This window comes from Allobosea sp. GW821-FHT10B12 (assembly GCF_059415545.1).
The window spans coordinates 721,854-735,198 of record NZ_JBWKNL010000003.1; the positions used below are offsets into that span (position 1 = coordinate 721,854).

The 13,345-nt window shown below is 66.3% G+C and carries 16 protein-coding genes; 11 read left to right on the plus strand and 5 right to left on the minus strand.

From position 1 onward, the window contains the following. Positions 1–180: 180 nt before the first annotated feature. From AC07O0_RS13485 to rnk, 4 genes are all read left to right on the plus strand, one after another. The gene (locus AC07O0_RS13485) at positions 181–549 is read left to right on the plus strand and encodes a DMT family transporter (protein WP_427363008.1); all 369 of its coding nucleotides are present in this window, start codon (positions 181–183) and stop codon (positions 547–549) included. A 141-nt stretch (positions 550–690) separates the two neighbouring features. Continuing rightward, positions 691–1,683, plus strand: coding sequence for an NAD-dependent epimerase/dehydratase family protein (locus AC07O0_RS13490; protein ID WP_494623776.1), 993 nt, complete (start codon positions 691–693; stop codon positions 1,681–1,683). Further along, entirely contained in the window at positions 1,680–3,128 is a 1,449-nt protein-coding gene (locus AC07O0_RS13495; protein WP_494623778.1) for an aspartate aminotransferase family protein, read from the plus strand. Before AC07O0_RS13490 ends, AC07O0_RS13495 begins: the two co-directional genes overlap by 4 nt. 328 nt (positions 3,129–3,456) lie before the next feature. Then, positions 3,457–3,882: a nucleoside diphosphate kinase regulator gene (gene rnk / locus AC07O0_RS13500; protein WP_494623780.1), complete on the plus strand. Its 426-nt coding sequence runs from the start codon at positions 3,457–3,459 to the stop codon at positions 3,880–3,882. Between the two features lie 6 nt (positions 3,883–3,888). Here rnk and AC07O0_RS13505 read toward each other — a convergent pair whose 3' ends face one another. The 3 genes from AC07O0_RS13505 to AC07O0_RS13515 form a co-directional block, all read right to left on the minus strand. Further along, positions 3,889–5,199, minus strand: a complete 1,311-nt coding sequence (locus AC07O0_RS13505; RefSeq protein ID WP_494623783.1) for an FAD-binding oxidoreductase — start codon at positions 5,197–5,199, stop codon at positions 3,889–3,891. Beyond that, positions 5,196–6,104 carry a UbiA family prenyltransferase gene (locus tag AC07O0_RS13510; protein WP_494623785.1) on the minus strand — a complete coding sequence of 303 codons (909 nt, stop codon included), beginning with the start codon at positions 6,102–6,104 and terminating at the stop codon, positions 5,196–5,198. The genes AC07O0_RS13505 and AC07O0_RS13510 overlap by 4 nt, the downstream gene beginning before the upstream one ends. Before the next feature lie 155 nt (positions 6,105–6,259). Next, positions 6,260–7,306 (minus strand): MBL fold metallo-hydrolase, encoded by a 1,047-nt coding sequence (locus AC07O0_RS13515; protein ID WP_494623789.1) that lies wholly within the window; start codon positions 7,304–7,306, stop codon positions 6,260–6,262. Between the two features lie 93 nt (positions 7,307–7,399). Here AC07O0_RS13515 and AC07O0_RS13520 point away from each other — a divergent pair, with 93 nt between their 5' ends. Together AC07O0_RS13520 and AC07O0_RS13525 are read left to right on the plus strand one after the other, a co-directional pair. Beyond that, complete coding sequence (locus AC07O0_RS13520) at positions 7,400–8,326, plus strand: tyrosine recombinase XerC (RefSeq protein WP_494623791.1); 927 nt, start codon at positions 7,400–7,402, stop codon at positions 8,324–8,326. Positions 8,327–8,407: 81 nt separating this feature from the next. Then, complete coding sequence (locus tag AC07O0_RS13525; protein WP_494623795.1) at positions 8,408–8,989, plus strand: DUF4337 domain-containing protein; 582 nt, start codon at positions 8,408–8,410, stop codon at positions 8,987–8,989. Between the two features lie 20 nt (positions 8,990–9,009). Here the strand turns inward: AC07O0_RS13525 and AC07O0_RS13530 are convergent, their stop codons facing one another. Then, positions 9,010–9,810: an SDR family NAD(P)-dependent oxidoreductase gene (locus tag AC07O0_RS13530; protein ID WP_494623797.1), complete on the minus strand. Its 801-nt coding sequence runs from the start codon at positions 9,808–9,810 to the stop codon at positions 9,010–9,012. Between the two features lie 199 nt (positions 9,811–10,009). Between AC07O0_RS13530 and AC07O0_RS13535 the strand changes: the two genes are divergently transcribed. From AC07O0_RS13535 to AC07O0_RS13555, 5 genes are read left to right on the plus strand one after another with little or no spacing between them, the layout of a single operon-like run. Further along, on the plus strand, positions 10,010–10,333 hold the full coding sequence (locus tag AC07O0_RS13535) for an ArsR/SmtB family transcription factor (RefSeq protein WP_494623799.1): 324 nt from the start codon (positions 10,010–10,012) through the stop codon (positions 10,331–10,333). Continuing rightward, positions 10,330–10,758: an SRPBCC family protein gene (locus tag AC07O0_RS13540; RefSeq protein WP_494623801.1), complete on the plus strand. Its 429-nt coding sequence runs from the start codon at positions 10,330–10,332 to the stop codon at positions 10,756–10,758. Before AC07O0_RS13535 ends, AC07O0_RS13540 begins: the two co-directional genes overlap by 4 nt. Positions 10,759–10,796: 38 nt before the next feature. After that, on the plus strand, positions 10,797–11,018 hold the full coding sequence (locus AC07O0_RS13545; protein WP_494623803.1) for a hypothetical protein: 222 nt from the start codon (positions 10,797–10,799) through the stop codon (positions 11,016–11,018). Positions 11,019–11,028: 10 nt separating this feature from the next. Beyond that, entirely contained in the window at positions 11,029–11,484 is a 456-nt protein-coding gene (locus AC07O0_RS13550) for a DUF1801 domain-containing protein (protein WP_494623806.1), read from the plus strand. A gap of 22 nt (positions 11,485–11,506) precedes the next feature. Then, positions 11,507–11,920: a DUF1801 domain-containing protein gene (locus tag AC07O0_RS13555; RefSeq protein WP_494623809.1), complete on the plus strand. Its 414-nt coding sequence runs from the start codon at positions 11,507–11,509 to the stop codon at positions 11,918–11,920. On the opposite strand, the gene AC07O0_RS13560 is transcribed toward AC07O0_RS13555, so the two are convergent. Beyond that, positions 11,921–13,318 carry an amidase gene (locus AC07O0_RS13560; protein ID WP_494623811.1) on the minus strand — a complete coding sequence of 466 codons (1,398 nt, stop codon included), beginning with the start codon at positions 13,316–13,318 and terminating at the stop codon, positions 11,921–11,923. Positions 13,319–13,345 lie beyond the last annotated feature (27 nt).

Below are 13,345 nucleotides of genomic sequence, written 5' to 3' on the forward strand. Positions count from 1 at the left end.
CGCTGCTTTCGCCATCGGCGCTACGGCCCCCACGCTCCGGCCGTCGACCAACCCACGAGTTTCATCGTTCGGTGCAGCACACTCTTAACGTTACAGGCCGATAACCTTCTGTAGCGTAAGGCATTTGAAGTATTTTCCACGCGATCAAAGGGCATAAGCCACGCGGAACACCGAGCGCCGATGAACGCCTATCTGCCGTTGATCCTGTTCACGGTGCTGACCAATGCAGCGGCGCAACTGATGCTGAAGCGCGGCATGGGCGGCGTGGGGCACCTCGATGTCGGTAATGACGGGCTGATTCCCACCGTCTTCCGCGTCGTCTTCAACCCCTTCGTCTTCGCTGGCCTATGCACCTTCGTGGTCAGCATGGCCTCGCATCTGATCGTGCTATCGAAAGTGCAGATCAGCTACGCCTATCCTTTCCTGAGCCTCGCCTACGTCGTGGTCGCCGTCTACGCCTACTTCGTCTTCCAGGAGGATCTGAGCCCGGCCCGCATCGCCGGCATCGGCTTCATCGTCCTGGGCACCATCTTCATCGCACAGAGCTGAGGGACGTCATGGACCTGTTCGCCCGCTTCATTCTCCGCCTCGGCGCGCTCTTCGCTCCGGCGCAGCCGCAGCTGAAGCCGATCCCGGTCCCGGCGCGCCGCCCCGACCAGCGACGCTGACGCGAAACCGGCGAAACGCGACATGAAGCACATCATCATCGGCGGCGACGGCTTCGTCGGCTCGCATCTGGCGGCGGACCTCGCGGCGATGGGCGAGGACGTCCTCGTCTGCGACATCCAGAAGAGCGCCCATCCGCACTATGGCAAGGTGCCGTTCCAGCGCGTCGACGTGACCGATCCGGCGAGCCTCAACGCGATCGCGCTGGCGCCTGATGATCTCGTCTACAATCTCTCGGCCAAGATGCTGTCACCGATCGTGACCCGGAAGGAGCGCTACGACTTCTTCTGGCCGGTGAACTTCCATGGCACGCAGAACATCCTGAGCTGGATGGAGGCAAACGGCGCCAACCGGCTCGTCCACTTCACCACAGACATGATCTACGGCCATTCGGTCACCGTCCCGCAGGACGAGGATCATCCGGCCAGGCCCCTCGGCGAATATGGCGAGAGCAAGCTCGCCACCGAGACGCTGGCCCAGACCTATCGCGACAAGGGCTTCCGCATCCCGATCTTCCGGCCGCGCCTGATCATCGGCCCCGGGCGTCTCGGCATCCTGGTCAAGCTCTTCCGGCTGATCGATATGAACCTGCCGGTGCCGATGATCGGATCAGGCAACAACCCCTACCAGTTCATCTCGGTCTTCGACTGCGCCAGCGCCTGCATCGCCGCCTGGAAGGCCGATTTCCCGAACAGCGCCTATAATCTCGGCTCGGACGATCCGCCGCCGGTGAAGAAGCTGCTCGGCGACCTGATCCGCCATGCCGGCTCGAAGTCGATCCTGCTGCCGACGCCGGCTTCGCTGGTCAAGCTGACGCTCGACACGCTCGATGCGATCAACCTGCCGATCATGGATCCCGAGCAGTACAAGATCGCCGACGAGATCTGCATCCTCGACACCTCCAAGGCCAAGCGCGAGCTCGGCTGGGTGCCCAAGCACCGCGACGAGGACATGCTGCTGGCAGCCTATACCGAATACCGCAAGGCCAAGGACGAGCTGAGGAGGAAGGCCGCATGAGCATGCCCGCCTACAAGACGGACGAGGCGGCTCCGCAGCCCTCGCGCCCGCAGCTGATCAGCGTCGAGGCCGCCAAGCAGCTCGATGCCCAGCAAGTCAAGGAGCTGTTTACCGCCCATATCAATCCGGGCCAGGTGCATTTCCTCAAGCTGCTCGGCTTCGACAGGATCATCGTCGATCGCGCCGAGGGCATGCACTACATCACCCGGGACGGCCGCAAGATCCTCGATTTCTTCGGCGGCTTCTGCTCGGTCGCCTTCGGCCACAACCATCCGCGCATCGTCGCCGCCCGCAAGAAATTCCAGGACGAGAACCGCCATGAGATCTGCATGGCGTTCATGTCGCAATACGCCTCGGCCCTGGCCAAGAACCTCGCCACCATCGCGCCCGGCGATCTCGACATGGTCTTCCTCGGCTCGACCGGCTCGGAGGCGATGGAAGCGGCGCTGAAGGTCGCCGAGCAGGTCCAGGGACCGGGCAAGTCCAAGATCCTGCACGCTGCCAACTCCTTCCACGGCAAGACCAAGGGGGTACTCTCGGTCACCGATTCCACGCTCTACCAGTCTGGGTTCAAGCTGGTCGAAAACCGCGTGAAGGTGCCCTTCGGCGACATCGAGGCGGTGCGCCAGGCGCTGGAGAGCGATCCCTCCATCGGCATCGTCGTGATGGAGACGATCCAGGGCGGCGGCGGCATCGTCGAGGCTCCCGAAGGCTTCTGGCGACAACTGCGCGCGCTCTGCGACAAGCACGGCGTGCTCTGGGTCGCCGACGAAGTGCAATGCGGGCTCGGCCGCACCGGCCAGTTCTTCGCCTTCGAGCGCGACGGCGTCGTCCCCGATGTCACCGCCCTCGCCAAGGCGCTCGGCGGCTCCAAGGCGGCGATGAGCGCGATGATCGCCCGGCGCGACATCTACATGAAGGCCTATGGCAAGCCGAAGACGGCGCTGATCCACGCCCAGGCCACCTTCGGCGGCATGGGCGAGGCCTGCGTCTCGGCGATCGAGGCGCTCAACGTCCTCTATGACGAGGACCTGATGGGCAATGCCAGACGCCAGGGCGACTACCTGATCGAGCGCCTCAACGAACTGCGCGCCAAGCATCCGACCCTGCTCAAGGAGATCCGCGGCCGCGGCCTGATGATCGGCGTCGAGTTCCAGGACATCAGCGAGACCATGCCCTTCGGCGTCAAGCACATGGTCGCGCTGCTCGACGACAAGCTGAAGGGTTCGCTCTGCGGCTTCATCGGCGCGCTGCTGCTGAAGGACTACGACGTGCTCGTCGCCTTCACCGAGTACAATCGCAACGTCATCCGGCTCGAGCCGCCGCTGATCGTCACCCGCGAGCAGTGCGATCAGTTCATCGATGCGCTCGACGACCTGCTCTCGCGCGGCATCACCCGCATCGTCACCGATTATCTGCGCAAGGTCGCGGTGGCGAAGGGCTGAGCAAGAAGGTTACTCCGCTTGTCGAAGGGCCGGCCCGCGCCGGCCCTTTTGCTTTGGGCATGAAGCTTCAGCCAGCCTTGACAGCAAGGCCTCAGCCCCCAAGTCTATGGGCATGACGACGAAGCGCAGCCTCGTGATCCGGATCGCCCCGATCGCGGAATCCTAGCCCCGGACTCGGCCCGAGCGCGCCCCGAGTCCAGGGGCGCCGTCGATGCTGTTCCCGAGTGGAACAGCGCGGCTTCCAAGGCGTCTCTCCTCAGAAGCTTTAAGATTAGCCGTTCGCGCTCTGGCGCCGCCGTCGCGCGCGTCATCGCAGGATACCAAACCAATGACCCAGTCGACCCAGAAGACCCATCGCAAGCCGAAGATCATCGTCGGCGAGATCGACCATGAGCGCCTCACCGGCCTCGCCACCACGGCCCTCGAGCGCGTGCCCGAGGTCGCGGAAGAGCTGCTCGCCGAGATGGACCGCGCCAAGGTCGTCGCGCCTGGCAAGCTGCCGGCCGACGTCGTGCGCATGGGCTCCTTCGTCACCTTCGATTCCGATAGTGCCCAACATCGCCGCGTCCAGCTCGTCTATCCCGGCGAGGCGGATATCGAGCAGGGCCGGGTCTCGGTGCTGACCCCGATCGGCGCGGCCCTGATCGGTCTCGCCGCTGGCCAGTCGATCGCCTGGACCGCCCGCGACGGCAAGAAGCACGTCCTGACGGTGACCGCAGTCGAGCAGGCGGCGGCCGCGCTGGCGGCCTCGTAGGCCGGATCAGGCGGTGGTCACCCGCCGCCAGAAGCTCGACGAGAAGGCCGGATCGATATGGCGCGCGAAGTCGCGCCAATGCGGGAACGAGGCCTCGAAGGTCGCCGCCGACATGCGGGCATCCTTGTAAGGATTGACCCGCCCGCCGGCCTCGATCGCGATACGGTCGAGCCCATCAAGCAGCTTCAGCGTGCGCTCGCCGCGATGCGGAAAATCGAGCGTCAATGTCGCGCCAGGAAGCGGAAACGACATCATCCCCGGCGAGGGCACGTCGCCGAACAGTTTCAGCACGGTGAGGAACGAGCTCTCCCCCGCCTGCAATGTCAGTCGCAGCATCGCCTCGACCGCCTCGCGCGCACTCGCCATCGGCACGGCGCACTGGAACTGGCGCAGGCCCCTTGGCCCATAGGCGCGGTTCCAGTCGCGGACGCGGTCGAGCGGGTAGAAGAACGGCCGATAGGCGATACGCCGCGGCTCAGGCGTCCGTGGCTGGGCGGCGCGATAGAGCGCGTTGAACGCGCGCAAGCTCAGCCGGTTGATCAGGGGAAATGGCGGCTTCAGCGGGAACGGCAGGGTCGGCCCGGCCTTCGCCGGCTGAGCGTCGGAGGCCGGCGCGTGATTGGCGCGGAAGAACACGCCGCGCCCAAAATGCCGTCCGCTGGCGAGCGAGTCGACCCAAGCGACGGTGTAGTCATGCGTCGCATCGGCTTCGGCGGCGATGGCGAAGAACGCGTCGAGCCCGTTGAAATGGAACGCCTCCTGCAGCATCTCGGCCGAAGCGACCGGCATCAATTGCAGCTGGACTTGGGTGATCAGCCCGGTCAACCCCATGCCGCCGATTGTCGCGGCGAAGAGTTCGGCATTCTCAGTCGGCGTGCAGGTCAGGATCGAGCCATCCGAGCGGGCAAGCTCGAAGCGGCGCACATGCCGGCCGAAGGTGCCGGCGCGGTGATGGTTCTTGCCGTGGACGTCATTGGCGAGCGCGCCGCCGATGGTAACCAGGCTGGTACCGGGCGTCACCGGCGGGAACCAGCCGGCGGGGACGCAGAGCTTCAGCACCTCGTCGAGCAGCACGCCGGCCTCGCAGAGGATGATCCCGGTCTCGACGTCGAAGGAGAGGATGCGGCCCAGCCGGCGCGCCGCGATCAGGCCGCCACCATCGTTCAAGCAGGAATCGCCATAGGAGCGGCCATTGCCATAGGCCAGGACCGGATTGTTGGGCTTGCGCCCGGCGAGCCAGTCAGCCGGTTCGACCAGTTCGGAATCCGTGGCGTCCAGCCCACCCCAGGAGCGCAACGAAGCGGGCTCCCCGCTCACGGCAACACCTTCGCTCCGACCATGATGAGCACGACGACCGCACCCATGAGCTGGCTGCGCCAATCCCGGATCATGAACATCAGCGGATCATCAGGCATATTGCCGCGCCGGGCCAGGAACCACATGCGCGCTATCTGGTAGAGGATGACCGGGCAGACCAGCCAGATCATTTCGGGATGGCGGTAGAGCTGCTTGACCGCAGCGCTGTCGACATAAAGCGCCATGATCAGCACGCAGGTGCAGCCTGAGGCCATACCGAGCTGCGACAGCGCCTCGATATCCTCGGCCTGATAGCCGCGGCCAGCCTTCTTCAGCCCTGATTGGTCATGGGTGATGCGCAATTCGGCATAGCGCTTCATCAGGGCAAGGCTGAGGAACAGGAACATCGAGAAGGCGAGCAGCCAGGATGAGATCGGAACCGCGGCCGCGGCATTGCCGGCGATGATACGCACCGTGTGCAGGGCGGCGAGACCGAGGACGTCGACCAGGAGCTTGCGCTTCAGCACGAAGAGATAGGCGAGCGCCAGCAGCAGATAAGCGCCCCAGGCCATCAGGTAGAGGTCAGGCCGCGGCAGCAGTGCCGCCAGCGCGACCGAGACGACCAGCAGGCCCGGCACCATCGCATAGGCTTGGCCCTTGCTGATCTCGCCGGCCGCGAGCGGACGCTTGCACTTGGTCGGATGACGCCGGTCGGCTTCGACGTCCAGGATATCGTTGAGCAGGTAGATCGACGACGCCATCAGCGAGAAGGAAACGAAGGCGACGAGGCCGTAGAGCAGCGCGTTCGAGGCGAAGACGTCGTGATTGAGCAGGATCGGCACGAAGACGAGCCCGTTCTTCGCCCAATGATGCGGCCGCATCGCCCGAAGCATCGCCGGTAGAGCCATCGTCCCCGTCTTCGCCACCCTGCCGAACAGATGACACGGTCCGGTCCGGCTTGTTCCGGACGGTCCGCGCGCTCATGACGCGCATTGATGCAGCAGGAATCCTAATTCCGCGTGGATCGGCGGATGCGGGGTCCTGACCTTCTCGGATCATCCTTAATTTTAAATGCCCGACCTCAGCCGGCCGATATCACCCGCATGATGCCGGCGGTCGGTTCCGCCCAGCGCAATTCGCCCAGCCGCAGCATCGCGTTCACATGCGCGAAGACCTCGCTGAAGGCGAAGGAGAGCTGGTGCGGATCGAGCGGCCGCGTGAACATCACCGGCACCAACTCGGCGACCGAATGCGGCCCCTTGGCGACCGCTCCGGCGATCAGCCGGCAGCGTTCGGCGTGATGGGCGCTGAGCGCGGCGCAGCGCTCGGCAAGACCGTAGAACGGCAACTGGTGCCCGGGCAGGACCAGCGTTCCCGGCGGGATCGCCCGCGGCAGTACGCTCAGCGAGCGCAGATAGAGGCCGAGCGGATCGCCCTCGGGATCGACGGCCCAGACGCTGATGTTCGGCGTGATCTTGGCCAGCACCTGGTCGGCCGCGAGGAAGACGTTCGCCTCCGGGCAGTGGAACATCAATTGCTCCGGCGCATGGCCGTCTCCCGCCAGCACGAAGAAATCTCGGCCGCCGATCCTCAACACGTCACCGGCGACGACGCGGGTGAAGGTCGGCGGCAGCGGCGTGACTTGACGAAGATAGCCATGGCCCAGCGTCGAGACGACCAAAGTCACCTCGGCCGAGAGCCCGTGTCGCAGATAGAAATCCTTGTAGACCGGCGCCTCCGCCGCGCCCGGGCTGAGCGAGATGTTGAGGCAGCCGAGATAGCTGGTCTGGCTGGTCAGAAGCGGCGTGCCGAAGCGCTCATGCAGCCAGCCGGCAAGCCCGATATGGTCGGGATGGAAATGCGTGACGAAGAGCCGGGTCAGCCGCTTTCCTGCGAGCGCCCCCGCCATCAGCGCGAGCCAGGCCTGCTTCGTCGCCTCGTCGCCGATGCCGGTGTCGATCACCGCGAAGCCATCGCCGTCCTCGATCAGGTAGATGTTGACGTGGTCGAGCCGGAACGGCAGCGCGATCCTGGCCCAGAAGATGCCGGGGGCGACCTCGATCAGCTGGCCAAGCGCCGGCGGTTCGGGGAACGGAAAGATCAGGCCGTGCGGATCGGGAGCGTGCAACTTGGTCAGCCCTGAACAATATCTGCAGGGTTCATAGCAGGCGACTATCGGGCCGGACAACGGTTGTTAAGCCTCGAGCGGCAAGATCGTATCATGAGCGATTTCGACACCCTGCGGCGCGACTGGCTCGCCCATCTCGGCCATGAGCGCCGGCTCTCGCCGAAGACGCTCGAGGCCTATGGCCGCGACATCGACCAGTTCGCCACCTTCCTCACCCATCATCTCGATGCCCCGCCCTCGCTGAAGGCCGTCGCCGCCCTGAAGCCGGCGGATCTGCGCGCCTTTCTCGGCTATCGCCGCCGCGACGGCGTCGGCAACCGCACGCTGATGCGGCAGCTCGCGGCGCTGCGCTCGCTCGCCCGCTTCGGCGAGCGCAGCGGCCGGCTGACCGCCGCCGCCTTCGCCGCGACGCGCGGGCCGCGGCTTGGCAAGGGCCTGCCGCGCCCGCTCGACGCCAAGGCCGCCGCGGCCGTGACCAGGGCCGACAGCCGCGCCGGCGAGGAGCGGCCCGACTGGGTGCTCGCCCGCGACGCGGCCGTGCTCTCACTGCTCTATGGCAGCGGCCTGCGCATCTCGGAGGCGCTCGGCCTGAAGCGCTCGCAGGCGCCGGTGAGCACCGCCGATGCGCTGACCGTGCTCGGCAAGGGCGGCAAGACCCGGATGGTGCCGGTGCTGCCGGTCGTGGTCGGCGCGATCGCCGATTATCTCGCGCAATGTCCGTGGCGGCTCGCGCCCGAGGGGCCGCTCTTCGTCGGTGTGAAAGGCGGGCCACTCTCGCCGCGGATCATCCAGCTCGCGGTCGAAGGCCTGCGCGGCTCGCTTGGACTGCCGGGCAGTGCGACGCCGCATGCGCTGCGTCACTCCTTCGCCACCCATCTGCTTGGCCGCGGTGGCGATTTGCGCGCCATCCAGGAACTGCTCGGCCACGCCTCGCTCTCGACGACGCAGATCTATACCCGCATCGATTCCACCCGCCTGCTGGCAGCCTATGATTCCGCCCACCCGCGCGCCCGGGGATAAGCTCCTTACCTTCGGTAAAATCGTCTTGATTCCGTCACGCGGACCGGCCATCACGCCCGGCCTTTCCGGGGGGAATCACTGATGGCTTCAGCCGCACCAGACGTCACCGAAGACAACCAGCCGACCAGCAAGGTCAATAAGCGCATCGCGCTCCTGATCGGCATTCTCGCGCTCCTGCTCGCCTTCTCCGAGATCGGCGGCAAGAATGCCGAGCAGGACGCGCTCGCCAGGAACATCGAGGCCTCCAATCTCTGGGCCTTCTTCCAGGCCAAGACCATCCGCGGCACGACGCTGCGCACCGCCGCCGACGCGATGGAGGTCGAGCTTGCCGGCGCGACCGACCCGGCCCTGCGCGAGCGCCTGCAGAAGCGCATCGACGGCTGGAAGGCGACGATCGCTCGCTATGAATCCGAGCCGGAGACCAATGAGGGCCGCAAGGAGCTGATCGTCCGCGCCAAGGCGGCCGAGGCCAGGCGCGATATCTCCAGCGCCCGCGACGACAAATACGACATCGTCTCCGGCCTGCTGCAGATCGCCATCGTCGTCGCCTCGGCTGCGATCATCACCGGCGTCGCCCTGCTCGCCTGGACCGGCGTCGGCCTGGGCGCGCTCGGGCTCGCGCTGATGGTGATCGCCGAGGTCGCACCGACCGCACTGTTCTGATCACGCAAGGGCGCGACCGCTCAGTAGTGGATCGCGCCCTTCGAGCCGCCGCCGCAGGCGATCGCATCGCCATTGATCGCGACGCTGCGCGGCGAGGCCAGGAAGGCGACGATGTCGGCGACCTCGGCCATGTCGACCAGCCGGCCGATCGTGACATTGGCGGCCATGCGGCGCTCGACCTCCTCGGCCGCCAGCCCTGACGCCGCAACCCGCGCTGCGACCACGCCCGGCGTCTTCTCGGTGCGTGTCGTGCCGGGATGCACCACTGTGACGTTGATCCCCTTCGGACCGAGCTCGTCCGCCAGGTTCTTGGTCAGCGCCGCCACCGCGACATTGCGGATCGAGCCGATGGTCGAGCCGGTCAGGCGCGCCGCCAGCCCGCTGATGTTAATGATCCGGCCCCAGCCATTGGCTTCCATCACCGGCGCGGCCTCGCGGGCCATCCTGAGATAGCCCATCACCTTGACGTTGACGTCGTCGAAGAACAGCGCGTCGGTGATTTCGGCGAGCTTGGGCGGCGTCGCCTGCCCGCCGGGCTTGGCTGCGGCGTTGACCAGGATGTCGAGCCCGCCCAGCGCCGCGACGGTGCCGGCAATGACCGCTTTCACCGAGGCATCGTCCTGCGTATCGACGGTGAGCCCGACGATCCTGCGGCCAGTCTCGCGCGCCAGTTCGGCCGCGGCGGCATCGAGCTCCGCCTGGTTGCGCGCGGCGATGACCACGTCGACGCCCTCGAGCGCCAGCTGCCGCGCAATGGCGCGGCCGATTCCCTTGCTGCCGCCCGTGACCAGAGCGCGTTTGCCGTTCAGCATTAAATCCATGGTGAGGTTCCTCGAGGGCGTGGTCGCGGGCCCACCAACGCAGGTGCTCCCGGCAGTTTCGAGCGCATCCTGCGGGAGCGGTGCGGCCCGGTCCAGCGCGCCTCTCACACCCCGTTCTGCTTTGCCCGCGAGAGCACTTGACCAACTCATATCTCTGTGGTTATGAATAAACTCATAGCCAACGAGTTATCGATCTCAGATGCCAGACGCTCACGACATGCTGTTCAGGACGCTCGCCGATCCGACGCGGCGCGCCATCTTCGAGCGCCTGTGCCGGGACGGCGAGCTGACGGTCGGGGCGCTGACCGCGCAGGCAGGCGTCTCGCAGCCGGCCGTCTCCAAGCATCTCGGCGTGCTCAAGCAGGCCGGGCTGGTGCGCGACCGGCAGGCCGGTCGCCAGACCCATTACAGCGCCCAGCTCGGCGCACTCAGCTCGCTGATCGACTGGACCAGCCAGATGGCCGGCTTCTGGGAGGCGCGGTTCGATGACCTCGAAAATTTGCTTGCAAGGATGGATCAATGACCACCGCCACGCAGACACGCTCCGTCACCGTCGAGCGCGAGATCGCCCATCCGCCGGAGAAACTCTGGCGCGCCCTGACCCAGCCGCATCTGATCGCGGAATGGCTGATGAAAAACGACTTCGCGCCGACAGTGGGCCACCGCTTCAAGCTGCGTGGCGAGTGGGGTGGCGTGCTCGATTGCGAGGTCCTCGACATCGAGACGAACCGGATGCTGTCCTACACTTGGGACTTCGCCCATGACGACCCCGCCTTCGACATGAAGAGCGTCGTGACCTTCACGCTCACCCCGACTGCCAAGGGCACCCTGCTGCGCATGGAGCAGGCCGGCTTCCGGCCGGAGCAGAAGCAGGCCTTCGGCGGCGCCAGGGCCGGCTGGCAGGAATTTCTGGGCAAGCTGGAAGAGCTGCTGGCACGCGAACCGTGAACGCTCGCCCCCGCCCTCATCTCGAGAAGGAGGTTTCGTTGACTTGGAGCAACGCCATCCGGCAGGGCCATCGCTGGCTCGCCCTCATCTTCACGGCGACCGTCATCGCCAATTTCGTCGCCATGGCGCAGGGGCAGCCACCAGCCTGGATCGTCTACTCCCCGCTGCCGCCGCTTTTCCTGCTGATGTTCTCGGGCCTCTACATGTTCGCGCTGCCCTATGCCGCCGGCTGGCGCAGCGGGCGGCGGGCAGGAGGCTAGGAAGAGCGCGATGGCTGGCAAGACCTCGAAGGCGGCAGCGAAACCGAAGGCCGGCGAAGGCGGGCAGCCCGTCCTACTCTCGGGCGGCAATCCGCAGATCGCCAAGGGCTATGGCGAAGAACCGGTGCAGGCCTACATCGCCGCAATGCCGGGCTGGAAGAGCGCGCTCGGCGCCCAGCTCAACGCACTGATCACTAGCGCCGTCCCTGGCGTCAGGAAGGCGGTGAAGTGGAACTCGCCACTCTACGGCATGGAGGACAATTACTGGTTCCTCGGCATCCATGTCTTCACCAGATATGTGAAGGTCGCCTTTTTCCGCGGCGCCTCGCTCGATCCGCTCCCGCCCGGCACCTCCAAACAGAAGGAGGTGCGCTACCTCGACATCCACGAAGATGACGAGCTCGACGAGGCACAGTTCACCGCCTGGGTGAAGCAGGCCGCCGCCTTGCCGGGCGAGAAGATGTGACGACGACGAGGATATTGGCCCCATGAAGCAGGCGAACGACAAGACCGGCGACGCAATCTCGGCCTCCGAACAGATCGATGCCCGGATCGCGGAACTGACCGACTGGCGCGGCGCGACGCTCGCTAAGGTCCGCGCCGTCATTAGGCAGGCCGATCCCGAGGTCGAGGAAACCTGGAAATGGCGCGGCGTCCCGGTCTGGGAGCATGCCGGCATTATCTGCACCGGCGAGACGTATAAGGGCGCGGTCAAGCTGACCTTCGCCAAGGGTGCCTCGCTCCCCGATCCCGCCGGCCTGTTCAATTCCAGCCTCGACGGCAACACAAGGCGCGCCATCGACATCCATGAGGGCGCTGCGATCGACGAGGCGGCGCTGACGGCGCTGATCCGCGCGGCGGTGACGCTGAACACCGCCGGGAAGAAGCCGAAGAAGGCGTGATCAACCGGTGCGCTGGGGAGCGCGCGGCCATTCCGGCCCCTGCCCGCGCAGTCGCTCCCAGGCGCGTGCCATCTGCAGCACGCCGAGATCATCGAAGCGTTTTCCGGTGATCTGCAGGCCGATCGGTAGGCCGGATGCGGTCATGCCGGCATGGACCGAGATCGCCGGCTGGTCCGACATGTTGGCCGCGACCGTAAACACGATGTGCTCGAAGGGCCGCTCGGGATCATGGATCGGCGAGGCCAGCTCGGCGGCAAAGCTCGGCACCGGCGACACCGGCGAGAGCACATAGTCGAAGGGCGCGATCGCCTTCAGCGCCGCATGGCGGATCGCCAGCATCTGGCTCATGCCGCGATGCACCTGCGCCCCGGTGAGCGAGCGCCCGCGTTCGGCCCAAGCGTAGATATAGGGCAATACCTTGTCCTGCCGCTCCCTGGGCAAGGCGCCGATCTCTGCCCAGGCGCGCTGGCGCCAGAAATCGTCAAGCCCGTCGAGCATGTCCTGCGTCAGGAAGGGCGGCGCCAGTTCGACGATCGCCCCAGCCTTGCGGAAGGCGTCGGCCGCCTTGACGATCGCCGCCCTCACCTCCGGCTCGACCACCAGACCGATGCCGGCTTCCAGTTGCAATCCGATCCTGAGCCCGCGCGGCTCGCGCTCCAGATCAGTCCAGGCGATCTCCTGTGGCGGCAGGCTCATCGGGTCGCGCTCGTCCGGCTTCGAGATCTCTCGCATCATCAGAGCCGCATCGGCGACCGTGCGCGTCATCGGCCCGGCGACGCGGCCATAATAGGTCGGGTCGATCGGCACCCGGCCGAAGCTAGGCTTCAGCCCGACCAATCCGCACCAGCCGGCCGGCAGGCGGATCGAGCCGCCGATATCGGTGCCGACATGAAAGGGGCCATAGCCGGCCGCACCGGCCGCACCAGCGCCCGCCGAGGAGCCGCCCGGATTCTTGCTGAGGTCGAACGGGTTGCGCGCCAGCTCGTGGAAGCTCGACAGGCCGGAGGAGAGCATGCCGTAATCCGGCATGGTCGTCTTGGCGAAGATGACGCAGCCGGCTTCGCGCAGGCGCTGCGCCGGCGGCGCGTCGGCCAAGGCCGGACTGAGTTCCATCGCCGCCGTGCCGAGCGGCACCGCTACGCCCTTGGTCGCGATATTCTCCTTGATCGTGCACGGCACGCCATCGAGCGGCAGCGCCTCGCCGCGACGCCAGCGGCCTTCGCTGTCCTTCGCGGCGATACGTGCGCCCTCGGGATCATAGGCGTAGAGCGCCTTCAGTGACGGCTCCCAGAGCGCGATGCGCTGGATCACGGCTTCTGTGACCTCGACCGGCGAGAGCTCGCGCGAACGGAAGGCCCGGAGCATGTCGACGGCGCTGAGATCGGCGAACTCGATCATGACTGAAACTCCGCAAGCATATCCATA

Bases quoted from the DNA above. Each gene is read 5' to 3' on its own strand.
- AC07O0_RS13485 (WP_427363008.1), top strand. From the start codon at position 181: ATGAACGCCTATCTGCCGTTGATCCTGTTCACGGTGCTGACCAATGCA.
- AC07O0_RS13490 (WP_494623776.1), top strand. From the start codon at position 691: ATGAAGCACATCATCATCGGCGGCGACGGCTTCGTCGGCTCGCATCTG.
- AC07O0_RS13495 (WP_494623778.1), top strand. From the start codon at position 1,680: ATGAGCATGCCCGCCTACAAGACGGACGAGGCGGCTCCGCAGCCCTCG.
- rnk (WP_494623780.1), top strand. From the start codon at position 3,457: ATGACCCAGTCGACCCAGAAGACCCATCGCAAGCCGAAGATCATCGTC.
- AC07O0_RS13520 (WP_494623791.1), top strand. From the start codon at position 7,400: ATGAGCGATTTCGACACCCTGCGGCGCGACTGGCTCGCCCATCTCGGC.
- AC07O0_RS13525 (WP_494623795.1), top strand. From the start codon at position 8,408: ATGGCTTCAGCCGCACCAGACGTCACCGAAGACAACCAGCCGACCAGC.
- AC07O0_RS13530 (WP_494623797.1), bottom strand. From the start codon at position 9,810: ATGGATTTAATGCTGAACGGCAAACGCGCTCTGGTCACGGGCGGCAGC.
- AC07O0_RS13535 (WP_494623799.1), top strand. From the start codon at position 10,010: ATGCCAGACGCTCACGACATGCTGTTCAGGACGCTCGCCGATCCGACG.
- AC07O0_RS13540 (WP_494623801.1), top strand. From the start codon at position 10,330: ATGACCACCGCCACGCAGACACGCTCCGTCACCGTCGAGCGCGAGATC.
- AC07O0_RS13550 (WP_494623806.1), top strand. From the start codon at position 11,029: ATGGCTGGCAAGACCTCGAAGGCGGCAGCGAAACCGAAGGCCGGCGAA.
- AC07O0_RS13555 (WP_494623809.1), top strand. From the start codon at position 11,507: ATGAAGCAGGCGAACGACAAGACCGGCGACGCAATCTCGGCCTCCGAA.
- AC07O0_RS13560 (WP_494623811.1), bottom strand. From the start codon at position 13,318: ATGATCGAGTTCGCCGATCTCAGCGCCGTCGACATGCTCCGGGCCTTC.